Origin of the sequence: Bacillus sp. ME78 (assembly GCF_903970865.1) — a bacterium.
Taxonomy (GTDB): domain Bacteria; phylum Bacillota; class Bacilli; order Bacillales; family Bacillaceae_G; genus Bacillus_A; species Bacillus_A cereus.
In genome coordinates, this window is the sequence record NZ_CAJCKK010000035.1 from 1 (window position 1) to 25426 (window position 25426).

The window sequence follows — 25426 nt, forward strand, 5'->3', positions numbered from 1 at the left end:
ATTGAACTGCACCTCCAATTGTTAGACACCGTCTAACAATTGGAGGTGCAGTTTTTTATGTATGAATGTCATGGTACAAGGAACAATCACATATTGTAAAAATGAAGAGTTTAAGCTATTTGCATAAATATGGAATATGCACTAAAATAAATGTTGTTAAATTTCTGTCAATTATATTATAATACAAGGTAAGCGGATACATTTTTTAATCAACGTTGAGTTCCTCGCTCATACGACTATTAAGAAACCCGTTATCCTCGTATAAGAAAGGAAGATAGCTGTGTACGCTTCAAATACAATTTATATCGTAGGGGATGCGAAAGCACCTCAAAATAATCCCATTACTGAAAAGTTTAAAAGCTATTTCGTAGCATTTGTACTTGTTAAGGATACAGGGGAAATTGTAGATGCAGACTGCTCAGCGACAATTGCATTAACATCTCGATTTGTTAAATATTTATTTCTACATAAAAATATAAATGACCCGGCGTTAGTAATGGAAGTAAAGAACCGATATTTTGGCTCTTCTCAAAAAGCGTTACTTGTAGCGCTAAAAGATGCACAGAAAAAATATAATCAGATTGCTGCTTTGTCTACTCAATCATAGACAAAATCCAGCCGTAAGAATCATTCTTATGGCTGGATTTTTTTATTTCACATTATCATCCTACACCAAAAGTAAACGAAAACAAAGTAGAGAGATAGGAGAGTAAATGCTCAATAGGTTTACCTAATAATCTGTGGGTATAAATTTCCAGTGGATTAAGATTTCACTTCATTGGAAGAAGAAAGGATGAACAAAATGAAAATTACAGATGTAAAAGTAAATCGTAGACGTATAAAACTTCATACACCGTTTAAAACCGCGCTTCGTACTGTAACAGAAATTGAAAGTATAGATGTTTATATTCATACAGACGAAGGAGTGATTGGTAAAGGGGCTGCAGCCGCAACGCCAGTTATTACGGGTGATTTCACCAGTGGAATGGAAGAAGCGATTTTAGGACCGATGCGTTCATGTTTAATTGGTCAAGATATCATTCAGTTTCAGCAGTTACTACAGCGCATTCAAATGAGTTGTATTGGAAATTTAAGTGCGAAAGCAGCGGTAGATATCGCTCTATATGATGTATATTGCCAATATCAAAATGTGCCGTTATATGCATTGTTAGGCGGGAAGAAAGAAATTTATACCGATATTACAGTGAGTGTGGATGAGCCTGTATTAATGGCAAAAGAAGCGAAGAAACATATAGAAAAAGGATTTCAAACATTAAAGATTAAAGTGGGTAAGGAGGCGCATTTAGATTTGGAACGTATTGAGGCAATTCGAAATGTAGTACCAAGAAATACGACATTACGTTTAGATGCGAATCAAGGTTGGAGTCCAAAAGAAGCGATCTCTATCATTCAAGAGATGGAAAATCGTAATTTAAATATAGAATTTATTGAACAACCAGTACACGCGAAAGATTGGGATGGGTTAAAGTACGTCAAAGATCGTGTGCAAACGCCAATTATGGCCGATGAAAGTATATTTTCAGCAAGTGATGCATTAAAGCTCGTTCAAGGAAGATACGCAGACTTAATTAATATTAAATTAATGAAATGTGGTGGCATACGTGAAGCATGGCGTATTGCAGATATCGCAGAAACGGCTGGTGTGAAGTGTATGGTGGGAAGCATGATGGAATCTTCACTTTCCGTTAGCGCTGTTGCACATTTAGCGGCAGCACATCCTAATATACATTATTTTGATCTTGATGCACCGCTTTGGTTAATGGAAGAGCCAGAAGGAATGACTTATTCTGGATCAAAGGTAAACCTTCAATCGACAGTGAATAGTAAGTCTTAGGAGAAGAGACTAGTAAACTATTTTTTTAAGGGGGATATATATGAAAAAAGTAGGAACTGCATTTTTAACAACTTTATTTATATTTTCATCGTTTACATCGGCAAATGCTGAAGAAAAGAAGGATAATAAAGCATTTATAGATGTATCTGCTGCAACGTTATGGACAGCACCTGATTCATTAAGGTCAATCGATACACCGAGTGCAACAAATCCAGTGGATCTTTGGAAATGGACGAAATCAATGACACTTGACGAGAAACTATGGTTAACAAATGCAAATAAATTAGAAACACAAGCGTTACTCGGTCAAGAAGTAACTGTTATTGATAAGAAAGGCGAGTGGGTGAAGGTATTAGTGCATGGACAGCCAACACCACGAAATGAAGAAGGTTATCCGGGCTGGATGCCTGAAAAGCAATTAACATATAATCAAGAATTTGCAGATAAAACAAATGAACCTTTTGTGTTAATAACAAAGCCAACAGCGATTTTATATATAAATCCTTCTGAAAAACATAAATCACTTGAAGTCAGTTATAATACAAGACTGCCGCTATTAAGTGAAGACACAATGTCATACCGTGTATTGTTGCCAAATGGTCAGAAAGCATGGCTACGAAAAAATGATGGAACAGTTTACCGTTCTCAAACTGATATTCCCAAACCGACAGCTGATGATTTAATTAACACAGGGAAAATGTTTTTAGGCTTACCGTATATATGGGCTGGTACAAGTGGCTTCGGATTTGATTGCTCTGGCTTCACGCATACGATCTATAAATCGCACGGCATTACAATTCCACGAGATTCTGGACCGCAATCAAGAGCAGGAATTGCAGTTGATAAAGAAAATCTACAAAAAGGAGATTTAATTTTCTTTGCACATGATCAAGGGAAAGGTAGTGTCCATCACGTTGCAATGTATATTGGTGATGGTAATATGATTCACTCACCAAGAGCTGAAAGGTCGGTAGAGATTATACCGCTAAATACACCAGGATATATAGAAGAATACGCTGGTGCTCGTCGTTACTTACCTTAAAAATAGAGGGGGTTTTTAAATGAAAAAAGTTGTTCATTACTCATTAGTTAGTACTCTATTAGTTTCTTCATTTTTAGTTGGTTGCGCAAAAGAAAAAACTGCAACAAAGCCGAAAGATGAGAAGAAAGTATTACAGTTACTAGAAACGGGTGAAATTCCGTCGTTAAATTCAGGGAAAGTAACAGATGCGGTCTCGTTTAACGTTTTGAATAACGTAATGGAAGGACTGTTCCGACTATCGAAAAATGATGAAGTAATTGAAGCCGGCGCACAAAAATATGAAGTGAGTAAAGATGGAAAGACATATACATTCCAGTTGCGTGATGCGAAATGGTCTAATGGAGATCCAGTAACCGCTCATGATTACGTATACGCTTGGAAGCAATTGATTAATCCAGATACAGCTTCTCAATATGCATACATTGCGTACGATGTAAAAAATGCTGAGAAGATAAATAAAAAACAACTAGGTCTAGATGAATTAGGGGTAAAAGCGAAGGATGATAAAACGTTCGTCGTAGAGCTAGAACATCCTGTACCGTATTTTACGAAATTATTAATTTTACCATCCTTCTATCCAATTAACGAAAAATATGCGAAAGAGCAAGGTGAAAAATACGGATTAGAGGCAAATAAAGCGGTATATAATGGACCGTTTACATTATCAGAGTGGAAGCACGAAGCTAGCTTTACAATGAAGAAAAACGATAAGTATTGGGATAAAAAAGAAGTGAAGTTAGATGAAGTAAACTATCAAATTGTAAAAGAAATTTCAACTGCGGTAAATTTATATGAAACAGATAAAGTTGATAGAGCTGTTATTTCTACAGAATTCGTGGATAAATATAAAAATAATAAAGAGCTAAAACAATATACAGATCCAGTTATGTACTTCTTCCGATTTAATGAAAATGTACCGATTCTTAAAAATAAAAATGCACGTCTTGCGCTAAGTACAGTTTTTGATAAGAAAGGACTTGCGGATTCATTTTTAAATGATGGTTCGGTTGCTGCAAACTATTACGTACCAAAAGGATTTTTAAAGGGACCAGATAAAAAAGATTTTAGAAGTACGGCAGGTGAGTTTAATAAAACTGATGTAAAAAAAGCGAAAGAATATTGGGAAAAGGCAAAGCAAGAAACAGGTACAGATGAAGTGACGTTAGAACTATTAAATTATGACTTAGAAAACTTTAAAAAAGTTGGAGAGTACATTAAAGAGCAGCTTGAGAAAAACTTACCAGGCTTAAAAGTGAATGTGAAATTACAGCCACATACGCAAAAATTAGCACTTGAGAAGAAAAAAGAATATGAAATGTCGTTATCACGCTGGTTACCGGATTATCCAGATCCAATGACTTACTTAGAAGTATTCCTTTCTGGAAGTAGCGTCAATAATACAGAATATGCAAACCCAGAATATGATGCGTTAATTAAGAAGATTAAAACAGAATTAGGTAATGATGAAAAGGCTCGCTGGAAAGCAATGCAAGAAGCTGAAAAAATGCTACTTGATGATGCAGTAATTGCACCGGTATTCCAGCGCGGATTATCTTACTTACAAAAACCATATGTGAAAGATTTATATGTACATCAATTTGGTCCAGCTACAAGTTTAAAATGGGCAGATGTACAAAAATAAAAGAATGGGGAAACAGACTTCACGTATGTGAGAGTCTGTTTTTTCTTATTTAAAGTTAGAAAAATAGTTCATGGTATAATTTATTAGTCTGTAAACAGTATTTGGAGGGGAAATGATGTCTATGTTTGAAGAAGAGAAAGTAATTTATACAAAAAGATTATTCATGAGGAAACCAATTGTAGAAGATATTGATCAGTTTTATAACATATTAAAAAAAGATACTGTTGGCAAATGGTTGGCTAAATCAAGAGGAATGTCGAGGGAAGAAACAAATGATTATATCGGGCAACTTATCTTACATTGGGAACAGTATGACTTCGGGGTATGGTTGTTATTTAATAGTGAAACAGGACAGCTTTTAGGACATTGTGGTTTAAGAAAGGTAGATGAAACAGGTGAAATAGAAATTATGTATCTCCTTGCCCCAGAACATTGGGGGAATGGGTATGCATTAGAAGCAGCAGAGGCTTCCATTAAATATGCAATAGAGACTTTGAATGTAACAAGAATAATTGCTAGAGTTAAAGTAGCAAATGAGAGCTCGAAAAAACTTTTACGAAAGCTCGGGTTTATATATACTCATGAGGTTGATCATAGCGGGCGCTTATTATCATATTTTGAACTTCATACATCATCCGAAGAATTCTAGACATTTCATATGTTTTTTCATTGTTAAAAAATAAAATTATTACTAAAATTCCAGTGTGAAATTTATGTAGAATCTTGTATAATTAACGTGTTTCTATGGAAACATTTTTTGTTCTATTTATATAGGACTTAATAGAACAAGTAAGGAAATACATACATGTATATAATAGATAAATAGAATGGAACATGTATAGAGAAAAAGGAGAGAAAAGATGACGTGTCAAAAACAAGGGTTACAATTTAATACCGATAGAAAGAGGGACAGCAGATGAAAATGAAGCATGCTTTTGGTCCGATAATTTTAGCGTGTGTGCTTTTTTTCATTATCATTCTAATCCCATCGAAAAGTTTAGTATCGCTTATTAGTGATAAGAAGGTAGAAGATGCGGCAACTTCTTTACAAAAAGAGAAATTACAAAGTGTTTTCTTACAGCAAAAAATGTTAGAGAATTCACAGTATTTACCGATGTACGGTTCATCAGAATTTTTACGAATGGATGCATATCATCCGTCTAATTATTTCAAAGTAAATCCAGCTGGTTTTACACCGTTTTTAATTGGAACTGGCGGTACACAAAGTTTAGCTCATATTTTAAATATGACATCTACTATGGATGAATTAGAAGGTAAAAAAGTAGTCTTTGTTCTTTCACCACAATGGTTTACAAAGACTGGTGTTTCACAAGGGGATTTCACTAATAATTTCTCCAAACAACAAGCATATCATTTTATTTTTAATGATGAGATAAATCCAGAAACGAAGAAGAAAATCGCGAAACGGCTATTAGATTATAAAGTTGTTCAAGAAGATGATATATTAAAAAATTCATTAGAAGGTATTGTATATAATGATACGAAACATAATATAAAAGCAGGTTTAGCTAAACCACTTGCTTATATGCATCGAAATATTTTAGATCATAGAGATTTATTTAACTCTTTATTTAAAATCGAACCGATGAAAGAGAAAACAAATATCGGACTTCGTTCAATTTCTTGGGAAGATGCACGTAAACACGCGGAACAAGAAGGGAAAGCTGAGTCTACTACAAATACATTCGGAATTGAAAATCCTTATTATCATAAGAATAATCTGAAGAAAAAACTAAAAGGTTTAAAAAACTTTAGAGCAAATGAAACATATGATGAATCACCAGAATATGATGATTTGCAAATTATTTTAGATTTATTTAAAGAGAAAAATGTCAAACCACTCTTTATTTCTGTACCTGTAAATGGGCCTTGGTATGATTATACTGGCTTCCCGAAAGAACGCCGTGAAGTGTATTATAAAAAAATTCGAGAACAGGTTGAGAAAGCAGGATATCCAGTAGTTGATTTCTCTGGTCATGAATATGATAAGTATTTCTTAAAAGATACGATTCATTTAGGCTGGAAAGGTTGGATTTATTTTGATGAAGCAGTGCAGAAATTTTATTCTGAGAAATAAAGTATAGAAATCGGAATGGCTATGAGCCGTTCCGATTTTTTTAGTATAGAGGATTTTGGTGAGGGCAATTTGGGAATGCATGTATATCTTGAACCTGTCTATAATCATAATGTTTCATTGCGAACTGAGCTTGATAAAGGTATTCATACACATATAATTGTCCATCATGCGCTGAACATAATACACCTGAAGTTCCTTGCCCATTTATGAAGGAAATACCGATAGGGCGTCCAATCAGGTATGGTATTTTTTGCTGCCAATGCATAGGGGAATCACTCCTTTTTGAGATAATATACGAAAAGAATGATTGAATGGTTGCTTATCCATATAAATGTAGATGGAAAGGTGTTTATATAATTCCTGAAGATTAATTCATATATAAATAAAAAACCGCTATAATTCCGAATGAATTTATAGCGGTTTTTATTATATTCTTAAGCAAGATTTTTACGCTTTTTTGTCCATTTTTTTATAACGAAGTATAAAAGAATGAGTACGACGCCACCAATTGCGAATGATTTCACATACGGACCAGCAATATCGTTTATATTCTCCCAGTTTTCACCTAGTTTTTCACCTAGATAAATGAAAATGATTGACCAAGGGATAATAGCAAGTGCTGTTAATGTAGTGAAACGTAGTAAAGGCATTTTTGTAATACCAGCAGGAATTGAAATCGCATGACGCACTACTGGAATGAAGCGTGCTGTAAAAATGACGCCAGTTCCGTAACGATTAAACCAATCTTCTGCAGCATCTATTTGTTTTTTATGTATGAAAATATATTTTCCATAACGTTCTAATATAGGTCGTCCGCCGTATCGTCCAAGCCAATAAATAAAGATTTGGGCAATAACACCGCCAATTGTACCGAATACAACAGCACCTATAAATGAGATACTTCCATTGAATACTAAGTATCCTGCATAAGCAAGGACAATTTCACTTGGGATAATCTCAATCATAAGTCCAAGCATAATGCCCCAATAACCTAATCCTTCAAAAAACGTTAATACTGAATGAATAAAACTACTTAACATTGTTGCACCTTCTAGTTTATGAATTTTTGAGTATAAGAACCTTTTATTTAATGACATAAAAGGTTCACTATATGTAGATTATACCTTATTTACATAGGGGATTGCTATTTCTATTCTTTTATGTCTCTCATAAGTATTATAGTAAAGGATATAAGCCACGTTTTCATGAAGGGTTAATGAAAAGATTATTAAAAATTTCTCATATATCAATGATAATAGACTGAAAATTAAGTATAATGGTATAGGTCTTTCATTTACAAAAATAGGAGGAGAACGTATGTATATTACAGATCCGATTTATGGACCAATCTCTATTCGTGATAGAGATATCCTTCGATTGATAGATACAAAAGCATTTCAAAGGTTGACGTATATTAAACAACAAGGACATACTTATTTTTTACATGAGAACGCAATACATACAAGAGAAGAACATTCGATAGGTGTATATGTGCTAGTAAATAAAGTGATAGAACATCTTACTGAGATTGGTGACATACATTTATCGAAATATGAACGAAAGCTAGTATCTACTGTAGCCCTTCTACACGATGTTGGACATGGGCCATATTCACATTGTTTTCAGCAAATATCGGGTGAAGATCATGGTGAGTGGACGGTACGAATCATTCAAGAGGACGAAGAAATACGTACGATTTTAAATCAAACACCTAGATTATTAGATGATGTAACGAAAGCTTTAATAGAAGATGGAGTTTTTCCAATTATAGATGAGCTCTTATTTAATTCATTAGGAATGGATCAATTAGATTTTTGGAATAGAGATATATATTACTCATCGCTTGAATTAGAAGGTTTACAGATAGAAGAATTGATTGATAACATGCGTTTAATTGACGGTAAACTTGTTATTGAAGAATCGGGAATCCCCTTCATCGAACAATTAATGAAAATGAAAGAAGGGCTTTACAATAATGGATTTGGCCACCCGTTTGTGATAGGAAAAGACATATTGCTGCAAACAATTTTTAAAATGATAGAGGAGAAAAATCTTTCGTTCTATACTCCTGAACTTCAAAACTTCTTTCATAACGGAGAGAAGTTAGAAGTAGAGGACTTTCTTCCGTTACAAGATGAAATCATTTTAAATGAAATAAAGTACTTTGCAAAATCAGAGGACGTACAATTAGCGACGTTAATTCAGCTTTATTTTTCAGAAGCCAAAAGTTTATCTTTTGAAAAAGGACTAGAGGGTGATTTTAAAAAGGAAAATAGCACCTTAGCAGTAATAACTGAGAAAAAGGCGTACAGTTCATATGTAGGTGGTATTTACGTCTATAGTGAGGGGCAGTTAGAGGATATTATAGAAAAATCCCCTTTTATTCAACAGATAGTGAGATTACCTAAAAAAGAATATGCATATTCTTTTTAAATTGGTTTGAAAACATAAAATAGATGGGGTGGAAATGTGAACTGGAAAGAACGTCTTCTAGAATTGGATGATTTACCAATTATATTAGAATGGTATAACAACGAAGAATTACATAACATAGCAGATGTGAAACCATTTAAGCGATATACAATAGAAGAACTTCGGGAGTATTGGAATAAAAAATTAGCGCGGTCTAATGCAAGTTATCATGTAATAATAGTGAGAGATGAAGTAATAGGAAGAGTCGGATTAAAAAAGACGAAATATGATGATACCTATGTGATGGAATACTCTATTCTTATTGGCGTTTCGAATTTATATTCAAAAGGACTTGGAACAGAAATTACAAAGTATTTCATAAGTAAATCGTTTTTAGATTGCGATATACAAGCAGTTGTATTACAGGTAAGGGAAGACAACAAAAGGGCAATTCGTTGTTATGAGAAAGCTGAATTTAAAAAAGTAAAATCATATATAGAGAATGAAGTGAAAGTGTATGATATGCATAGAATTAAGAATGAGAAAATAGCACGTTAAAAAAACAGTTAATTCTGAATGTAATGAGGGTTAGAGGGATATATGGAACCTTAAATGACACTACTTGTAGATATGCGTAATACTACGGCTTGATATGAAATGAAACTTAAATTTAAATAAATCAAGCATTTGTTGTATATTTGGAACAGATGGTTGCTTGTTTCCTTTATAAAAAAATAGAAGCATTTCTGCTCCTATATTTTAAGGTTTCACATCTAAGTTCTGTAAAAATAAAGTTGCTGTTACGTAACGCTTTGCTAACATTTGTACATAAGCGGTATGTACAGAAAGGGTCGCAATGATAATAGCGTTACGAATTGCTTCGCGTTGTTCGTTATTAATTTGATCGAACTTGCTTGCGATTTTATCAGCTTTTTCTTTTACGATGTTTTCAATTGTATGAACGGTATCTGTTGCATTTAATTGTAAGCAATTCCCTTGATTGAGTTCTTCAAATAGAGAAGAGTATGCTACATATAAATGAACAGGATTGATTAAATCATCACTTCGATCGGCTGGGTCATTAACGATAAGGCGTAATAGCTTACGAATTGATTCAAAATCAAGTGCTGTTTTTAAATCTTCGACAATGAACAGTAAGGCTGCTTGTTCAATCGAATATTTTTTCCCTTTTTGAGGAGAGCCAATCATTTCTTTTATATCTCGTTTCACCCAGTTTTGCATAGCAGTTACAGAGAAACTTGTGTTTTCAATCTGATTGCCAAGCGCAACTATTTCATTTAAAGAAAAACCGACATCAGTATCGTCAATTTTAATCAGCTTTTCAAAAATAGGTGAAAGTGCGGTAGTAATAAAAGCTGTAACGCTTTGTCCGCTTTCAATATCTTTTTTATGTGACTTTGCCCAAGCTTCTTGTAAAATACCGAGAGGCTTTTTCGTATTCCATCCTCTTAGTGATAGAAGAAGGGTAGCCATTTCGTTTCGTGTGAGATGAAATGTTTCCATCTTTTCACCTCCAAAATAATAAAAAGTTCTTATGAACTTATAATATGTTTTGTTTCATTTAAAGTCAATTCTGTTTTGCTTAATTTTTCCTTTGTCACCAAACTGTTGAAAGTAAATAATACTTGCATATTTCGACAAAAGTTCATATAATAAGTTCATAAGAACCTTTAAAATGTTCTTAAAAACAAATCTATCATTCTGAATTTACTAGAAAGATAGATTTCACATATATCTATATAAAAGGAGAATGGATATAATATGTTGAAAAAACTTGTAGCAGTAATGACAGCATTCATGGTTATCTTTGGGGCTAGCAGCTTTATGTTCGTAGATCATGCAGCAGCGAAAAGTTACAAATCTGGTAAAAAATCATTTACACCAAGTTCAGGTCAAAAGTCAAAAGTTGATTTAAACAAAAAAGACTCAAATGTAAATTCTCAAAAAACGACTCCAGATTCAAAAACGAAAGCAACAAACACAGCACCAAAAAGTAATAAAGGAAGCTTTATGAAAGGTTTATTACTAGGTGGTCTTGGTGGTTTACTAATGGGTAGCTTATTTGCAAATATGGGAGCTCTTGGTTCTGTATTAGCGTTTATGGTAAATATGTTAGTAATGGCTGGTATCGTAATGTTAGCAGTTCGTGCATTTAAATACTTCAAAGACCAACGTAAGAAGAAGGCAGATGAAGTAGCATGGAAACAATAAAAATTTCTGAACAAGAATTAATAAATGCGCTTTGCGTATATATAGCTGAAAAAAGACAAGTGGGTCCAGAAGAAGTGTTAGTTGAACTCATGTATGACGATGACTACGGTTTCTCTGCGGAAGTAGAGGTAAATGGTCGCCAGCAAATTTTAATTCAAGCAAACTTAATCGAAGCATTACGCTTATTGCTTGACAGAGAATATAATGTCAATTCATTCGCAGCGAGATTACAACTTGAATTAGATGATGAAGAAGGTATTTACGCATTAGCGAAATTTAATAACTTGGATGAGTAGAGAAAAGAGCTGTTGAGAATAATCTCAGCAGCTCTTTTTAGTATGTGCATATGTAGAAGAATAATCACGCCAAATTTCATTCATCTTTCGTCTACCGATATCTACCATCGGATTAAACTGAATTGCAGCTTTTTGACGAACAGAGTGAACGTTTTGAATGGCGTGATATAATTGTTGGTCGACTATATCATGTTTTTCACCTGCGTATTTAGCAATTGATAGACCTGCAACTGTTCCTTGCGCCATCGCAATTTTTCCGCTTTCAATGCCTGTAATATTGCCAGCTACAAATAAACCAGGAAGAGGGGTTTCCATTGTTTCGGAATGGAGAGGAACATGTCCGCCTAATTCTGAAATGTAATGGAAGGGACAACCAGCTACAGCTGCAAGTTCGGCAAGTGGATATAATCCCCCGGCAATACAAACAAAATCTGCTTCATATATTTTCTCTGATCCATTAATAACATTTCCTTTAGAGTCAATATTAGCAATACGTACACCTTCAACTTGATCTGTTCCGATAATTTCAAGAGCTGCTTTCCGAAGGTGAAGTGGCGTTCTGTTTATTTTCATTCCGCTGTTTGGATAGAATGTTAATCCAGCTTTTCGAATCCAATCATATTTCATAAAGTGGCTACCTATTCGTAAAATAGCAGAAGGAGCGAGATGTGCTGCATTTAAAAGAGAGTTTAAAACTTCTTCAGGTTCACCAGCTTTTTGACTTAACTCGCTTTTTTCAGGGAGTACAATATGATCTACTTTAATTCCCGCTAATTGCAATTCACTTAAAATGGCGAAAGACAAAATGTTAGCACCAATAATGATTCCTTTTTTTCCAACTTGCACGCGATGAACATTTGTCATAACTTGAGCTGCTCCAATTGACATCACTCCTGGAAGTGTCCAGCCTGGAAGGGGAATAGAATATTCCGCAGCACCAGTAGCAAGTAGTACGAACGGTGCTTCTAACGTACCGATATTAGTATGTACAAACCAATTGTTTTCATCTTTATCTAAATTATAGACCGAAACACCGCACCTAATATGTACTGAAAGTGATTCTGCTTCTTCATGAAGTCGCTTCGATTCTTCTATTCCGTTCCACCATTCTCCAGTAGGCTCTTGATGCAACTGTCCTAACAATCTCCCGCCCGGCTTCATAAATTCATCAATAACGAGCACTTTTAGTCCGAAACGAGCACAAGAGATAGAAGCAGATAATCCCGCTGGTCCTGCACCAATGATAATTACATCACTCATCGTTTTTTCACCATCTCTCTCACGATATTTGGATGCTGTTTCCCGCTTTCAACAACCATGTTTTCTTCTACAACAGTTAAGCATGCGCGTACATTTGTTTGATTATTTACTGTCACGCGGCATTCAGAACAGTGCCCGATATTACAATAAATACCTCGCGGTGTCCCGCTATCTTCATGAACTCTTAATGTCCGTATTTCATTTGCTAACAGGGCAGCAGCTATCGTTTCATGTTCATATGCTTCGTATTGATGACCGTTAAATTGAAAAGTAATACGCTCACTACTTTGTAAAGTACCTAAAATAGGGTGATGTGTAATTCTACTCATTTACTTTCACCTACCGATCCAAAAGTAACTGCACGTATTGGTGGTTGATATTTTAACGGTAGTTCATTAAGAGTTACGTCAGGATTCGCATTTTCAATCATTCGATCTATCATTATTCTGCATGTGCGACCACCGCAAAATCCCATGCCAGCACGTGTTCTTAGTTTTAATTCTCTTGCCGAGCAGTTATATTCAGCAATTGTCGATTGAAGTTGTCCGTATGTAACCTCTTCACAACGACAAACGATTAAGTTGTTTTTATTGGTCATGTGTATTCCTCCTCTAGTTCGGTTTGCACAAATTATATATGCAAAAATCATGCCAATATAGAGGAGGGAGAGAGAGAGCTACCTGTAAACGCCTAATCGGTGCATACTGCTTCTTTATTGAAGTCCAAGTTTTTTTAAACGGTTATATAAAGTAGCCCTTGTTACGCCAAGTTGTTTTGCACATTCTAATTTATTCCCATTTAAAATTCGTAAAGCCCTTTCAATAACTTTTTTCTCATGCTCATCCATCTCTTCTTGTAAAGAAAGGATTGTATTATTGTTGCTGAGTAATAGGGAATGAGCTGTATGGTTGTCTAAAGTTTCAGTCGTATGAAATGGTAAATATTCTTGTTTTATAATTCCGTCTGTTGCGAATACCACAAGTCGTTCAACAACGTTTCGAAGTTCGCGAATATTACCTGGCCAATTGTAATGAAGCAGTTCATGCATAATGCTTGAAGGTAGGTCACGAATTGGTCGGTTATAGTTGATCGAAAAATCGTTTAAGAATGAGTATGTGAGTTCGATAATATCCTCTCGTCTTTCACGCAGCGGTGGAATATGCAGGCTAACTACATTTAAACGATAATATAAATCTTCTCGGAAAGTTCCTTTTCTCATTTCTTCTTGTAAATCCCGATTTGTAGCAGCGATAATGCGGAAATCAATATTAATTTCTTTTTCTCCGCCAACTCGGTAATACTTTCGTTCTTGTAGTACACGTAACAGTTTTACTTGCATATCGAGCGGCATTTCGCCAATCTCATCGAGGAATAAAGTACCGCCTTGTGCGAGTTCAATTTTACCTTTTTTCCCTTTACTATTAGCTCCAGAAAACGCCCCACGCTCGTAACCGAATAATTCACTTTCAAATAACGCTTCTGGAATTGCCCCGCAGTTAATCGAAATGAAAGGCGCCTTCGCTGCTTCACTTGCTTCATGAATTGCTTTCGCAAATACTTCTTTTCCAACTCCGCTTTCCCCAAGTATTAAAACAGTTGATTTCACCGAACAAACTTTTCTAGCTAATTGTATCGTTCTTTGTATAACAGGACTTTTCCCATTCATCGCAAGGAATGGATCGGATTCATCTTTATACTTTGCCACTTCTTGTTCTAAACGGTGCATTTCATGTGACATATTAAATAGTTTTTCATTTAAAGCGACTTGATTTGTAACATCTGTTTCTGAAACGACTGCTCCTATAATTTCATCATTACAATAAACTGGATTTGAATTAATTAATACGAATAAATCGGGACGAGGCTGATGGAACTGAGCGACTATACTTTTTCCATCATGTAAAGATTGTAAAATTTCCAAGTCTTTATAATCAAAAAAACGAGTAATCGGTTGCCCAATAATTTCATTATGGTTGACTGAAAATATTTTTTCAGCACCATCTGTCCAAGTTCGAACGCATTCTTTACTATCAATGACTGTAACAGAAGAGTCAGTTGTTTGTATTACGGTGTCATAAAATGCCTGTAGTTCATTGTAGGACTTATAAAGAAATGGAATCATTTGCTGAGAAGTTATACAGCATATCGGCTCATCGTTTTCGTTAAGGATGATAACAGCTAATTCATAAGAAAAAGCGTCAATTAGTGCAGTGAATGAGTCATCTACATAAATAATGGCGCAATTATATTCATCTGTAGTAGAAGGGAGATAATAAAACCTTTCGTTTACTTGCTTAATGTGATTAAGGCTACATGTATGATCGATTAAAACACGTTCCAAAAACTCTTGTATAGTCGGAAATGAAAATGCCATAATGCCCTCCTGTTATGTATAAAAATTTTGACAGTGATAAAAAAATAATACACCTATTTACTGTAAATTTAAATTATTTTTACAAATAAAAATATTGTTTATGGAAATTGTATATATGAAAAATTGGCACGTCAATTGCATAAAAGAAAGTGAGAGGTTTAGGGAAAGGAGGAGTATATTGTGAGGCACTGCGACGTTTTAATTATAGGTGGTGGAATAATAGGGTGTTCTATCGCTTATTACACTTCAAAATACGGAAGAGACGTAACAATCATTGAAAAAGGAGAATTTGTCAGCGGGACGTCTTCACGGTGTGATGGGAATATTTTGGCCATTGATAAAGATCCGGGATTTGATAGTCAAATGTCTTTAGTAAGTCAAAAATTAGTAACTGATTTAAGTGAAAAATTAGAGCATTCATTTGAATATAGGGCACCAGGAAGTATTCTCGTATGTGAGTCAGACGAAGAGATGGAGGCTGCGCAACAATGGGTAGATCGGCAAAAAGAAGCTGGATTACCGTTTCGAATGCTTGATAGGCAAGATATAAGAGAAGAGTCGCCTTTTTTTGCTGATGATTTATTAGGCGGTTTAGAATGTGCGACGGATTCAACTGTGAATCCATATCTCCTTGCTTTCTCGCTTCTGTCAGAGGCACAAAAGTTTGGCGCAAAAGCCTTTAAGCAGACCGAAGTAAAGAGTATGAAAATAGAGACGAATGGTTCATTTGTTGTAAAAACTACGAATGGTACTTTTACAGCAAAACAAGTTGTAAATGCAGCCGGTGTGTGGGCTCCTAAGATTGGTCAGATGTTAAATGTAAATATACCAATTGAACCGAGAAAAGGGCATATTATAGTAGCATCAAGGCAACAACATGTAGGATGCCGTAAAGTAATGGAATTCGGTTATTTAATTTCTAAATTTGGCGGAAAAAGAAAAGTAGATGCTTTAACTGAAAAATACGGGGTTGCGCTCGTATTTGAGCCTACTGAAAGTCAAAATTTCTTAATTGGAAGTAGTCGTGAATTTGTAGGGTTTCATACGAGAATAAACAATGAAGTCATTAAATGTATCGCAAATAGAGCGATTCGCTTTTATCCGAAAATGGCAGATATGATGGTAATTCGTTCTTACGCTGGTTTACGTCCGTGGACAGAAGATCATTTACCGATTATTTCACGAGTGGAACATATTCCGAATTATTTCATTGCCGCTGGACATGAAGGGGATGGGATTAGTCTTGCAGCAGTTACTGGGAAAGTAATTGAAGAGTTATTAAATGAAAAAGAGACAATTATTCCTATTGAACCACTTCGTTTGAGTCGTTTTACAGAAAGGGTGTTAAACGGATGAGGTCACAAAGAGTCTTTACGACTATTGATACACATACGGGCGGGAATCCAACGAGGACATTAATTAGCGGACTTCCAAAGTTGATTGGAGAGACGATGGCAGAGAAGATGTTACATATGAAAAAGGAATATGATTGGATTCGAAAATTGTTAATGAATGAACCGCGTGGTCATGATGTAATGTCAGGGGCATTATTAACAGACCCATGTCATCCTGAGGCTGATATAGGTGTTATATACATAGAGACAGGTGGATACTTACCGATGTGCGGTCACGATACAATCGGTGTATGTACAGCGTTAGTTGAATCAGGTTTAATTCCAGTAGTTGAACCGATTACTTCTTTAAAACTAGATACACCGGCTGGCTTAGTGGAAGTAGATATTGCTGTTCAAGATGGAAAAGCAAAAGAGGTATCTTTCTGTAACATACCAGCTTTTTTATTGAAAAATATTACTGTACACGTCAAAGACATTGGAACTGTAGAGGCTGATATTGCGTATGGAGGGAATTTTTATGCCATTATTGATGCGAATTCAGTAGGCCTAGAATTAGTACCAGAAAATGCATCTACAATCATCGATAAGGCGATTCATATAAGAAACACAATTAATGAGAAGTTTGAAATCATTCATCCAAAGTATTCGTTTATTAGAGGATTAACACATGTTGAATTTTATACAGATGCTACTCATGAATGTGCGCATGTGAAAAATACAGTTGTTGTACCACCAGGCGGAATAGATCGATCCCCATGCGGTACAGGAACATCTGCGAAGCTAGCTGTATTATACGCTCAGAAAGAAATCAAAATTGGTGAAGAGTTCATTCATGAGAGTATCGTTGGTTCTTTATTTAAAGGATATGTCGTGAATACGACACATGTTGAAAATATTGAAGCTGTCATAACGAAAATTACGGGATCAGCTTGGCTTATGGGTATGCATAAATTTTTTTACAATGAAATGGATCCACTCAAAGAAGGATTTTTGCTAATTCCGCCGATGGAACATGAAACGGAGGATATAAAATGAACATTCAAAAAATGTATACAGCAGTAGACGTACATGTAAATGGCGAGGCATTTCGTGTAATGAAAGACGTACCATGCAAATACTACTACAGTTTGGAGCAATTAAATGAACAATTTTCAGGTGAATTAGCAGAAGAGATGAAGCTTTTATTAAATGAACCACGTGGTTTTATCGGTTTGAATGGGTGTATTGTCGTTCCATCTATCCATAATGAAGTGGATGCAGCTGTATTATTTTTTAATCATGAAGGTTCGATTCCGCTTCATTATGGGGGCATTGTTGCGGTAATAACGATGTTACTCGAAAGTGGGTATTTAAAAAAGAGAGAGTCCAATCAATACAAAATTGAAACGTTATCTGGAATATTTTTAGTTCATGCGTATGTAGAGAATGATGAAGTTATATCTGTTTCGTTTGAAAGCAAACTTTGCTATTTGATTGAGGAAAATTTACAGGTTGGTAATGTAAGTTATTCTCTCATACAAGCAGATAAAGTATATGCAGTTGTAGAAAAAGGTGCGTATTCGCCAGAAATTCGTGTTGAAAACATTTCAGAATTGAAAAGATGGGGAGAAGCTACACTGCAGGCTATACAAAAACAGTCGCTAATAAAAAGGCTTATTTTAGTAGATCCTTCGCAAAAAGAAAAGAACCATATAAAGTCGATTACATTTCATGAAGATAACTTTATCGTACGTTCGCCAGGTTTTGTTTCTACTATCGTTTCCTATGTTCATGCATTATTTAAAAATGATTATATGGCGGATAAACCTTTTAAAAATGAAAGTATATTTAATAGTTTTATAACTGTGGAAAAAGTGAAGAAGGAGGAACTAGGATACATTTTCCGTTTTGAAAGTAGAGGATTTATTACAGGGATGCAGACGTTTCTATTAGACCCTACGGATCCGTTTCCGGCAGGATTCTTATTAAAATAAAATGTGATAGGGAGAGATAAATATGCAAAAAATTAAAGGGGCATTTCCAGTATTAATAACACCGATGGATGAATTTCAGGAAATTAATTGGGATGGGGTAAAACAAAATGTAAATTACTTTATCGAACAAAAGGTTGCAGGTATTATCATTAATGGAAGTACAGGAGAGTTTGTAAGTTTATCAAAAGAAGAACGATTTAAAATGGTAGAAACTGTGTTGAAAGAAATTGATGGCCGTATTCCAGTCATTGTTGGAACTGCAGCAGAGACCACAAAAGAAACAATTGAATATACGAAACATGCAGAAGCGCACGGAGCGGATTGTGCATTAATTATAAACTCTTACTATTGTAAACCGAAGGAAGAGGAGATTTATTTTCATTTTAAAGAAATCTCAAACTCTGTAAATATACCAATTATGCTATACAATAACCCATTTACTTCTGGTGTCGATATGAGTACAGAGCTAATGCTCCGTATTGGAAAAGAGTGTGAAAATGTTACACATATTAAAGAATCTAGCGGAGATATTCGAAAAGTGAGAGATTTAGTTAGACAAAGTGAAGGGGCTTTCCAAGTCTTCTGTGGTTCTGAAGATTTAGTTATGGAATCATATTTAGTTGGTGCTTCGGGATGGGTTTCAGTAGCAGGAAATATCGTTCCTGGTCTCGTTACAAAAATGTATGAGCATTTTCAAAATGGTGAATTAGAAAAGGCGTGGGAAATAAACGATGCTATTTTACCACTTTGCGAGTTTCTTGAAGGATCAGGGAAATATGTTCAAATCGTTAAACGTTCCATGGAATTACATGGGCAAGCGGGAGGACCTTCTCGCTATCCAAGACTAGGATTAACTGTTGACGAAGATCAAAAGCTTCAAACGATTTTATCAAATATTGCAGCTCATGCAGCTGTTTAAATAAGGAGGAGAACATAATGTTAAAGACAAATATTGAGCTGAAACCAAAAGTGGAAGCGTTTTTAAATGAAGAAATTAAAATGTTTATTAATGGCGAATTTGTTTCTGCTATTGGCGGAAAGACGTTTGAAACATACAATCCAGCAACAGAAGATGTTCTAGCAGTCGTATGTGAAGCGCAAGAAGAGGATATTGATGCTGCAGTAAAAGCAGCAAGATCTGCATTTAAATCTGGTCCGTGGGCAGAAATGACTACTGCTGAAAGAGCGCATCTTATTTATAAATTAGCAGATTTAATTGAAGAACATAGAGAAGAATTAGCGCAACTAGAAGCTTTAGATAATGGAAAGCCATATCAAGTAGCACTTGATGATGATATTTCAGCGACTGTAGAAAATTATCGTTATTACGCAGGATGGGCTACAAAAATTATTGGGCAAACAATCCCAATTTCAAAAGATTACTTAAATTACACGAGACATGAACCTGTAGGTGTTGTAGGTCAGATTATTCCGTGGAACTTTCCGCTCGTTATGTCTTCTTGGAAAATGGGAGCTGCACTGGCGACAGGTTGTACGATCGTATTAAAACCAGCAGAGCAAACACCTTTATCCTTACTATATACAGCAAAACTCTTTAAAGAGGCTGGATTTCCAAACGGTGTTGTAAACTTTGTACCAGGCTTTGGTCCTGAAGCAGGAGCAGCAATTGTAAATCATCATGACATTGATAAAGTTGCTTTTACAGGATCTACTGTTACAGGAAAGTATATTATGCGTCAGTCTGCAGAAATGATTAAGCATGTAACGTTAGAGCTTGGCGGCAAATCACCAAATATCATTTTCGAAGATGCGGACTTGGAAGAAGCAATTAATGGTGCATTCCAAGGTATTATGTATAATCACGGTCAAAATTGTAGCGCAGGATCACGTGTATTTGTTCATCGTAAACATTATGAAACTGTAGTAGATGCACTTGTGAAAATGGCGAACAACGTAAAACTTGGAGCAGGTATGGAGAAAGGAACGGAAATGGGTCCACTCGTATCCAAGAAACAACAAGAGCGTGTGTTACATTACATTGACCAAGGGAAGAAAGAAGGTGCTACAGTTGCGGCTGGTGGCGAACGTGCGCTTGAAAAAGGTTATTTCGTTAAGCCAACTGTATTCACAGACGTTACAGACGATATGACAATCGTTAAGGAAGAAATATTTGGACCAGTTGTTGTTGTACTTCCATTTGATTCGACAGAAGAAGTAATTGAACGAGCGAACAACTCATCCTATGGCCTTGCTGCGGGTGTATGGACGCAAAATATCAAAACGGGTCATCAAGTGGCAAATAAATTAAAAGCAGGAACAGTGTGGATTAATGATTATAACTTAGAAAATGCAGCTGCACCATTTGGTGGATACAAACAATCTGGTATTGGCCGCGAATTAGGTTCATATGCGCTTGACAATTATACAGAAGTGAAAAGTGTTTGGGTAAATATAAAGTAATAGGGCGTTTTACTGACAAAAATTGAGGGATGAAATAATGAAAGATGCGGACAACTAGAAAGTTTGATAATAGTTGTCCGTTTTCTTATATACAAAATTGCTTTTCCAAAGAATGATAAGGGGGATTTGGATGGAGAATTTAGTAGAATGGTTAGTAGGGCAAGTGTGGAGTATCGGTTTAGTTGTTTTTGCATTAGGGGCAGGCGTATATTTCACGATTGCAACACGTTTTTTGCAAATTCGTTATTTTAAAGAGATGATTAAACTATTATTTGAAGGAAAGAGTTCCGAGACGGGAATATCATCTTTTCAGGCATTTTGTTTAGCCTTATCAGGAAGAGTTGGAATTGGTAATATCGCAGGGGTAGCGACAGCGATCGCTTTCGGCGGGCCTGGAGCTGTATTTTGGATGTGGGTAATGGCTTTGTTAGGGGCAGCGAGTGCGTTTGTTGAATCAACATTATCTCAAGTATACAAAAGTAAAGTAGGGAATGAATATCGCGGCGGTACTCCATATTTCATTGAGAAAGGTTTAAAAATGAAATGGTTTGCAGTCATTGTAGCGGTAGTTGTAACACTTTCATATGGCATGTTATTACCAGGTATTCAATCTAGTAGTATCGCAGTTGGATTCGAAAACTCTAATGGTATTAACAAATATATAACTGGTATATTTTTAGTCGTGTTACTAGCAGCAATTATTTTTGGTGGTGTAAAGAGAATTGCTGGCGTTTCTCAAATGCTTGTTCCATTTATGGCAATTGGTTATGTAATTGTTACATGTATCATATTAATTGCGAATGTAACGGAGATTCCAAGTATGTTTGCTTTAATTTTCTCTAGCGCATTTGGTGTAAATGAAATGTTTGGTGGAATTGTTGGTGCAGCTATTGCATGGGGTGTAAAACGTGCTGTATTTTCAAACGTTGCTGGTGTCGGAGAAGCGACGTATAGTTCGGCTGCTGCTGAAGTATCGCATCCTGCAAAACAAGGATTAGTTCAAGCATTTTCCGTATATATCGATACAATTGTCGTATGTACAGCGACAGCTCTTATGATATTAATTACAGGTATGTATAATGTTATACCTGAAGGGAAAAGCGCTATTGTAAAAAACATAGGAAATGTGGAAGCAGGTCCAATTTATACGCAACAAGCAGTTGAAACTGTGATGACAGGGTTTGGTCCAATATTTATTTCAATTGCAATTTTCTTTTTTGCATTTACAACGTTACTCGCTTATTACTATATCGCTGAAACGACACTTACTTATTTAGATCGTCAATTGAAGTATGGCTGGTTAAAACCAGTTTTAAAATTTGGATTTTTAATTATGGTTTACATCGGTAGTGTTGAATCAGCGTCGCTTTTATGGAATCTCGGAGATTTAGGAATCGGTAGTATGGCATGGTTAAACTTAATCGCGATTCTATTATTAAGTAAAATCGCATTAAAAGTGTTAAAAGACTATGAAACGCAGAAAAAAGAAGGGAAAGATCCAGTATTTAATCCTAAAAATGTGGGGATTGAAGGATTAACATTTTGGGAAGAAAGAAGTAAAGAGGTTGAAAGAAAAAGTTCTAGAGAAAAAGTTATTGTAGATGATAATTTAAAATTATAACGTAAATTAACTGAAAATTCTCAATTTAAAAGAAGGTATATTGCCTCCATTTCATCGCATACTACAATAGGTATGGATAATATGACTGGAGGGAATAAGATGGAACATGAGCAACATAGTTCGATAAATGATATTCTACATCATTATAAAGAAGGTATAGGTAGTTTTACAAATCAAATTCCTGAAATCGCTGAGACATATAATGCGTTCACGCAAGCTTGTTTTCAAGAGGGTGCTTTAACAAAAAGAGAAAAACAACTTATTGCATTAGGAATTAGTTTAGCAACGCAAGATGAGTATTGTACAATTTATCATACAAAAGGTTGTCTTGATCAAGGATGTTCGGATAAAGAGATTTTGGAAGCATGTGGTGTTTCAGCAGCATTTGCTGGCGGAGCTGCGATGAGTCAAGCGGTAACTTTAGTGCAAGAGTGTTTAACAGAACTGAAAAATCAAAAGCATTGAATAAAAAACGTTTTAAACTTTATGTTTAAAACGTTTTTTATGTGAAATTAAATTTGAGTATAAAAATTATCTAGGATGGGTTCAATTTTTATCGTTTTCAATTTGTATTCAATTTAATATTCTATATCTTCATAAATAGATTTTCCTACATCAGGAAGAACTTTGTATATACTCTTACCGATTAAAGCTTCTAATTCTTTCTTAATCGCATAAAACCCTTTCCAATGTAAAGATGTATGAGATGTTGTACCATGACGCAAACCAACGGAAATTAATCTTCTTTCCAGCGTAGTAAAGCCATCTGCGTCAGCAAGAGCGTCACAAAGAGTAATTACTTTATTGTATAAGTCGTAGTTACAATGTTCATTTAATATTTCAACTAACCGGCTTCTCATATGGTCAGGAACGAGACTCCACTCCGCTGCGATATCTATATGTTCATTTTTGCATGGGAATGAGTGTGTCACACAAATAACAGCGTTTCCTGTATATCCTAAATCATTCATATACATATAACCATCATAGGAATGAATGACCGATTTGGTAAAACCTTTGTATCTTCCGATATCATGCAAAAGGGCAGCGTTATATGCTATGTCAGCATCTAGCTTGTACCCTTTTTTTATAAGTTCTATAATTATGTTTTCAGTTGCATGAGCAACATGTAGTGAATGTTCAAACCAAGGGCCCGGGTTTTGTTCATATGCCCATTCGAGTAATTCTTTTGCGTACGTTCTATCTAATATATATTTCATATCGTTATCCTTTCAAAAAAAATCATATCTTAATATAAATTCATCTTATTATTTCATTATTCCTTCTTTAAAAATTGTTACAATGAAACAAAAGGGGGAAAAGTAATGCGAAATTTAGTAATTGAAGAAATTAAGAAACTAGAAAATGATATGGAAGAACTTTCGAAACTTTTGAAAATGGTTGTAAATGATGGGGCATCAATTGGTTTTTTGCCTCCACTGGAACAAAAAGACGCAACAAAGTATTGGCAAACAGTATTAGCGCCAGAAGTGATATTGTATGTGGCTAAAATAAACAACGAAGTAGCAGGGAGTATTCAATTACAATTAGTTACAAAGCCTAACGGAATTCATAGAGCCGAGATTTGTAAATTAATGACTCATCCAAACTTTAGACGTAACGGTATTGGACGATCGCTTATGCAAAAAGCAGAGGAACGAGCAAAGCAAGAAAACAGGTCTCTTTTAGTATTAGATACTAGAGAAGGAGATCCTTCCAATAAATTGTACAAATCACTAGACTACCAAGAAGTTGGAACAATACCAGGGTATGCAATTTCTCCGAATGGAAAGTTAGATGCTACGGTTCTTTATTATAAATGCATATAAATTGTGATTAAAAGGTTATCATACTGAATAATAAGAAACTATTTTAACACCGTCTATATTTTTCTGGCGGTGTTAAAATAGTTAATTATAATCTAATTAACGCACTAAATGAATTTGAGAAAGTTTTTAGAGGGTTCTTTTAGTAATGATTCTCGTCTTATAATAAATGTAGAGAAGATGACTAGGCAACTATAGTTATTTTCGCTTTATTATTGGAAGGGGATGAAAGAATGAAAAAGAATAGTTTACAAAAGATGAAGAAAGTTATTTTAAGTGGTGGCGTATTACTTACGGGATTATTAACATTTGGATTTTCAGAAAAGGCTTCAGCTCATGGATATGTAGAATCACCAGCGAGCCGATCTTATTTATGTAAGCAAGGGGTAAATGTAAATTGTGGACCGATTCAATATGAACCACAAAGTGTAGAAGGGATAGGTGGATTTCCGCAACTCGAACCTTCTGATGGACAAATTGCAGGGGCTGGTCATTTTCCCGCTTTAGATGTTCAAACTGTAGATAGGTGGAAGAAAGTTACGTTAAATGGCGGAACGAATACATTCAAGTGGAAACTAACGGCTCCTCATAGTACAAAAGAGTGGAAATATTATATTACGAAAAAAGGTTGGAATCCAAATAAACCTTTAACGCGATCAGATTTAGATTTAGTGCCATTCTATGTGAAAAATGACGGTGGAGCTAGACCAGGGACAACAGTAACGCACGAAGCAAATGTACCAACTGACCGTAGTGGATACCATCTTATTTTAGCTGTTTGGGAAATTGCAGACACTGGAAATGCGTTTTATCAAGTTATAGATGTAAACCTTGTGAATAATGGCTTAGCTTCAAATTTCGCTTTTAACAACGTAGTGCAAACTCCTACACTATTTTAATTGAAACATATATTTCGATCATCTAATTCATTTTAGATGATTTTTTTTATGAAAATGATGAAAAATATAGAAGAAAGTACAATTATTTATAAAAAAATATGCTTTAAATATTGTCATATT

General features: G+C 35.0%; 27 protein-coding genes. 19 read left to right on the plus strand and 8 right to left on the minus strand.

Annotated features, from left to right (window positions below; translation table 11 throughout):
* The first annotated feature begins 280 nt into the window (after nt 1-280).
* The 6 genes from H6481_RS24680 (at nt 281) to dltD (ending at nt 6637) form a co-directional block, all read left to right on the plus strand.
* Complete coding sequence (locus H6481_RS24680; RefSeq protein WP_071732095.1) at nt 281-607, plus strand: DUF3870 domain-containing protein; 327 nt, start codon at nt 281-283, stop codon at nt 605-607.
* 186 nt (nt 608-793) lie between these two features.
* On the plus strand, nt 794-1855 hold the full coding sequence (locus tag H6481_RS24685; RefSeq protein ID WP_182813437.1) for a dipeptide epimerase: 1062 nt from the start codon (nt 794-796) through the stop codon (nt 1853-1855).
* A gap of 40 nt (nt 1856-1895) precedes the next feature.
* Entirely contained in the window at nt 1896-2897 is a 1002-nt protein-coding gene (locus H6481_RS24690; RefSeq protein WP_078993775.1) for a C40 family peptidase, read from the plus strand.
* Between the two features lie 19 nt (nt 2898-2916).
* Nucleotides 2917-4539 (plus strand): peptide ABC transporter substrate-binding protein, encoded by a 1623-nt coding sequence (locus tag H6481_RS24695; protein ID WP_182813439.1) that lies wholly within the window; start codon nt 2917-2919, stop codon nt 4537-4539.
* 115 nt (nt 4540-4654) lie between these two features.
* The gene (locus tag H6481_RS24700; protein ID WP_065484038.1) at nt 4655-5188 is read left to right on the plus strand and encodes a GNAT family N-acetyltransferase; all 534 of its coding nucleotides are present in this window, start codon (nt 4655-4657) and stop codon (nt 5186-5188) included.
* A gap of 267 nt (nt 5189-5455) precedes the next feature.
* On the plus strand, nt 5456-6637 hold the full coding sequence (gene dltD / locus H6481_RS24705) for a D-alanyl-lipoteichoic acid biosynthesis protein DltD (protein ID WP_078993772.1): 1182 nt from the start codon (nt 5456-5458) through the stop codon (nt 6635-6637).
* Between the two features lie 40 nt (nt 6638-6677).
* Here the strand turns inward: dltD and H6481_RS24710 are convergent, their stop codons facing one another.
* Both H6481_RS24710 and H6481_RS24715 read right to left on the minus strand, forming a co-directional pair.
* The gene (locus H6481_RS24710; protein ID WP_000558692.1) at nt 6678-6902 is read right to left on the minus strand and encodes a hypothetical protein; all 225 of its coding nucleotides are present in this window, start codon (nt 6900-6902) and stop codon (nt 6678-6680) included.
* 169 nt (nt 6903-7071) lie between these two features.
* Nucleotides 7072-7677, minus strand: a complete 606-nt coding sequence (locus tag H6481_RS24715; protein ID WP_000952913.1) for a DedA family protein — start codon at nt 7675-7677, stop codon at nt 7072-7074.
* Between the two features lie 277 nt (nt 7678-7954).
* On the opposite strand from H6481_RS24715, the gene H6481_RS24720 reads away from it, so the two are divergent.
* Together H6481_RS24720 and H6481_RS24725 are read left to right on the plus strand one after the other, a co-directional pair.
* A complete protein-coding gene (locus H6481_RS24720) occupies nt 7955-9070 on the plus strand; it encodes an HD domain-containing protein (protein ID WP_023522204.1) in 1116 nt (371 codons plus the stop codon).
* Between the two features lie 36 nt (nt 9071-9106).
* On the plus strand, nt 9107-9607 hold the full coding sequence (locus tag H6481_RS24725; protein ID WP_182813441.1) for a GNAT family protein: 501 nt from the start codon (nt 9107-9109) through the stop codon (nt 9605-9607).
* A 201-nt stretch (nt 9608-9808) separates the two neighbouring features.
* Here H6481_RS24725 and H6481_RS24730 read toward each other — a convergent pair whose 3' ends face one another.
* Nucleotides 9809-10573 carry a DUF1836 domain-containing protein gene (locus H6481_RS24730; RefSeq protein WP_000447231.1) on the minus strand — a complete coding sequence of 255 codons (765 nt, stop codon included), beginning with the start codon at nt 10571-10573 and terminating at the stop codon, nt 9809-9811.
* 258 nt (nt 10574-10831) lie between these two features.
* Between H6481_RS24730 and H6481_RS24735 the strand changes: the two genes are divergently transcribed.
* Both H6481_RS24735 and H6481_RS24740 read left to right on the plus strand, forming a co-directional pair.
* Nucleotides 10832-11281, plus strand: coding sequence for a hypothetical protein (locus H6481_RS24735; RefSeq protein WP_000914478.1), 450 nt, complete (start codon nt 10832-10834; stop codon nt 11279-11281).
* Nucleotides 11269-11577 (plus strand): YxcD family protein, encoded by a 309-nt coding sequence (locus H6481_RS24740; protein ID WP_023522202.1) that lies wholly within the window; start codon nt 11269-11271, stop codon nt 11575-11577. Before H6481_RS24735 ends, H6481_RS24740 begins: the two co-directional genes overlap by 13 nt.
* Before the next feature lie 24 nt (nt 11578-11601).
* Here H6481_RS24740 and H6481_RS24745 read toward each other — a convergent pair whose 3' ends face one another.
* The 4 genes from H6481_RS24745 to H6481_RS24760 form a co-directional block, all read right to left on the minus strand.
* Entirely contained in the window at nt 11602-12837 is a 1236-nt protein-coding gene (locus tag H6481_RS24745) for an NAD(P)/FAD-dependent oxidoreductase (RefSeq protein ID WP_063547557.1), read from the minus strand.
* Complete coding sequence (locus tag H6481_RS24750) at nt 12834-13166, minus strand: (2Fe-2S)-binding protein (RefSeq protein WP_000087063.1); 333 nt, start codon at nt 13164-13166, stop codon at nt 12834-12836. Before H6481_RS24750 ends, H6481_RS24745 begins: the two co-directional genes overlap by 4 nt.
* Nucleotides 13163-13435, minus strand: coding sequence for a (2Fe-2S)-binding protein (locus H6481_RS24755; RefSeq protein ID WP_000182619.1), 273 nt, complete (start codon nt 13433-13435; stop codon nt 13163-13165). The genes H6481_RS24750 and H6481_RS24755 overlap by 4 nt, the downstream gene beginning before the upstream one ends.
* A gap of 114 nt (nt 13436-13549) precedes the next feature.
* On the minus strand, nt 13550-15211 hold the full coding sequence (locus tag H6481_RS24760) for a sigma 54-interacting transcriptional regulator (protein ID WP_109737117.1): 1662 nt from the start codon (nt 15209-15211) through the stop codon (nt 13550-13552).
* A gap of 180 nt (nt 15212-15391) precedes the next feature.
* Here H6481_RS24760 and H6481_RS24765 point away from each other — a divergent pair, with 180 nt between their 5' ends.
* The 7 genes from H6481_RS24765 to H6481_RS24795 all read left to right on the plus strand — a co-directional run bounded on the left by H6481_RS24765 (nt 15392) and on the right by H6481_RS24795 (nt 23046).
* Nucleotides 15392-16567, plus strand: a complete 1176-nt coding sequence (locus H6481_RS24765; RefSeq protein ID WP_182813443.1) for an FAD-dependent oxidoreductase — start codon at nt 15392-15394, stop codon at nt 16565-16567.
* Complete coding sequence (locus tag H6481_RS24770; RefSeq protein ID WP_182813444.1) at nt 16564-17601, plus strand: proline racemase family protein; 1038 nt, start codon at nt 16564-16566, stop codon at nt 17599-17601. The genes H6481_RS24765 and H6481_RS24770 overlap by 4 nt, the downstream gene beginning before the upstream one ends.
* The gene (locus tag H6481_RS24775) at nt 17598-18539 is read left to right on the plus strand and encodes a proline racemase family protein (protein WP_001025560.1); all 942 of its coding nucleotides are present in this window, start codon (nt 17598-17600) and stop codon (nt 18537-18539) included. The genes H6481_RS24770 and H6481_RS24775 overlap by 4 nt, the downstream gene beginning before the upstream one ends.
* Nucleotides 18540-18561: 22 nt before the next feature.
* Entirely contained in the window at nt 18562-19458 is an 897-nt protein-coding gene (gene dapA / locus H6481_RS24780) for a 4-hydroxy-tetrahydrodipicolinate synthase (RefSeq protein ID WP_088020699.1), read from the plus strand.
* A 17-nt stretch (nt 19459-19475) separates the two neighbouring features.
* Complete coding sequence (locus tag H6481_RS24785; RefSeq protein ID WP_097960880.1) at nt 19476-20960, plus strand: aldehyde dehydrogenase family protein; 1485 nt, start codon at nt 19476-19478, stop codon at nt 20958-20960.
* 130 nt (nt 20961-21090) lie between these two features.
* Nucleotides 21091-22581, plus strand: a complete 1491-nt coding sequence (locus H6481_RS24790) for an alanine/glycine:cation symporter family protein (RefSeq protein ID WP_006920613.1) — start codon at nt 21091-21093, stop codon at nt 22579-22581.
* Nucleotides 22582-22653: 72 nt separating this feature from the next.
* Nucleotides 22654-23046, plus strand: coding sequence for a carboxymuconolactone decarboxylase family protein (locus H6481_RS24795; RefSeq protein WP_001999958.1), 393 nt, complete (start codon nt 22654-22656; stop codon nt 23044-23046).
* 113 nt (nt 23047-23159) lie between these two features.
* Here H6481_RS24795 and H6481_RS24800 read toward each other — a convergent pair whose 3' ends face one another.
* On the minus strand, nt 23160-23801 hold the full coding sequence (locus H6481_RS24800) for an HD domain-containing protein (protein ID WP_065484020.1): 642 nt from the start codon (nt 23799-23801) through the stop codon (nt 23160-23162).
* 105 nt (nt 23802-23906) lie between these two features.
* On the opposite strand from H6481_RS24800, the gene H6481_RS24805 reads away from it, so the two are divergent.
* The gene (locus H6481_RS24805) at nt 23907-24410 is read left to right on the plus strand and encodes a GNAT family N-acetyltransferase (RefSeq protein WP_023522191.1); all 504 of its coding nucleotides are present in this window, start codon (nt 23907-23909) and stop codon (nt 24408-24410) included.
* Between the two features lie 230 nt (nt 24411-24640).
* On the plus strand, nt 24641-25306 hold the full coding sequence (locus H6481_RS24810) for a lytic polysaccharide monooxygenase (protein ID WP_182813446.1): 666 nt from the start codon (nt 24641-24643) through the stop codon (nt 25304-25306).
* The last annotated feature ends 120 nt before the right edge of the window (nt 25307-25426 follow it).

What these genes read in the sequence shown, in the direction of transcription:
- H6481_RS24750 (WP_000087063.1), bottom strand. Translation starts at nt 13,166, where the DNA reads ATGAGTAGAATTACACATCACCCTATTTTAGGTACTTTACAAAGTAGT.
- H6481_RS24690 (WP_078993775.1), top strand. Translation starts at nt 1,896, where the DNA reads ATGAAAAAAGTAGGAACTGCATTTTTAACAACTTTATTTATATTTTCA.
- H6481_RS24740 (WP_023522202.1), top strand. Translation starts at nt 11,269, where the DNA reads ATGGAAACAATAAAAATTTCTGAACAAGAATTAATAAATGCGCTTTGC.
- H6481_RS24715 (WP_000952913.1), bottom strand. Translation starts at nt 7,677, where the DNA reads ATGTTAAGTAGTTTTATTCATTCAGTATTAACGTTTTTTGAAGGATTA.
- H6481_RS24685 (WP_182813437.1), top strand. Translation starts at nt 794, where the DNA reads ATGAACAAAATGAAAATTACAGATGTAAAAGTAAATCGTAGACGTATA.
- H6481_RS24695 (WP_182813439.1), top strand. Translation starts at nt 2,917, where the DNA reads ATGAAAAAAGTTGTTCATTACTCATTAGTTAGTACTCTATTAGTTTCT.
- H6481_RS24810 (WP_182813446.1), top strand. Translation starts at nt 24,641, where the DNA reads ATGAAAAAGAATAGTTTACAAAAGATGAAGAAAGTTATTTTAAGTGGT.
- H6481_RS24805 (WP_023522191.1), top strand. Translation starts at nt 23,907, where the DNA reads ATGCGAAATTTAGTAATTGAAGAAATTAAGAAACTAGAAAATGATATG.
- H6481_RS24745 (WP_063547557.1), bottom strand. Translation starts at nt 12,837, where the DNA reads ATGAGTGATGTAATTATCATTGGTGCAGGACCAGCGGGATTATCTGCT.
- H6481_RS24760 (WP_109737117.1), bottom strand. Translation starts at nt 15,211, where the DNA reads ATGGCATTTTCATTTCCGACTATACAAGAGTTTTTGGAACGTGTTTTA.
- H6481_RS24735 (WP_000914478.1), top strand. Translation starts at nt 10,832, where the DNA reads ATGTTGAAAAAACTTGTAGCAGTAATGACAGCATTCATGGTTATCTTT.
- dapA (WP_088020699.1), top strand. Translation starts at nt 18,562, where the DNA reads ATGCAAAAAATTAAAGGGGCATTTCCAGTATTAATAACACCGATGGAT.
- H6481_RS24770 (WP_182813444.1), top strand. Translation starts at nt 16,564, where the DNA reads ATGAGGTCACAAAGAGTCTTTACGACTATTGATACACATACGGGCGGG.
- H6481_RS24730 (WP_000447231.1), bottom strand. Translation starts at nt 10,573, where the DNA reads ATGGAAACATTTCATCTCACACGAAACGAAATGGCTACCCTTCTTCTA.
- H6481_RS24700 (WP_065484038.1), top strand. Translation starts at nt 4,655, where the DNA reads ATGTCTATGTTTGAAGAAGAGAAAGTAATTTATACAAAAAGATTATTC.
- H6481_RS24755 (WP_000182619.1), bottom strand. Translation starts at nt 13,435, where the DNA reads ATGACCAATAAAAACAACTTAATCGTTTGTCGTTGTGAAGAGGTTACA.
- H6481_RS24800 (WP_065484020.1), bottom strand. Translation starts at nt 23,801, where the DNA reads ATGAAATATATATTAGATAGAACGTACGCAAAAGAATTACTCGAATGG.
- H6481_RS24775 (WP_001025560.1), top strand. Translation starts at nt 17,598, where the DNA reads ATGAACATTCAAAAAATGTATACAGCAGTAGACGTACATGTAAATGGC.
- H6481_RS24720 (WP_023522204.1), top strand. Translation starts at nt 7,955, where the DNA reads ATGTATATTACAGATCCGATTTATGGACCAATCTCTATTCGTGATAGA.
- dltD (WP_078993772.1), top strand. Translation starts at nt 5,456, where the DNA reads ATGAAAATGAAGCATGCTTTTGGTCCGATAATTTTAGCGTGTGTGCTT.
- H6481_RS24795 (WP_001999958.1), top strand. Translation starts at nt 22,654, where the DNA reads ATGGATAATATGACTGGAGGGAATAAGATGGAACATGAGCAACATAGT.
- H6481_RS24785 (WP_097960880.1), top strand. Translation starts at nt 19,476, where the DNA reads ATGTTAAAGACAAATATTGAGCTGAAACCAAAAGTGGAAGCGTTTTTA.
- H6481_RS24710 (WP_000558692.1), bottom strand. Translation starts at nt 6,902, where the DNA reads ATGCATTGGCAGCAAAAAATACCATACCTGATTGGACGCCCTATCGGT.
- H6481_RS24790 (WP_006920613.1), top strand. Translation starts at nt 21,091, where the DNA reads ATGGAGAATTTAGTAGAATGGTTAGTAGGGCAAGTGTGGAGTATCGGT.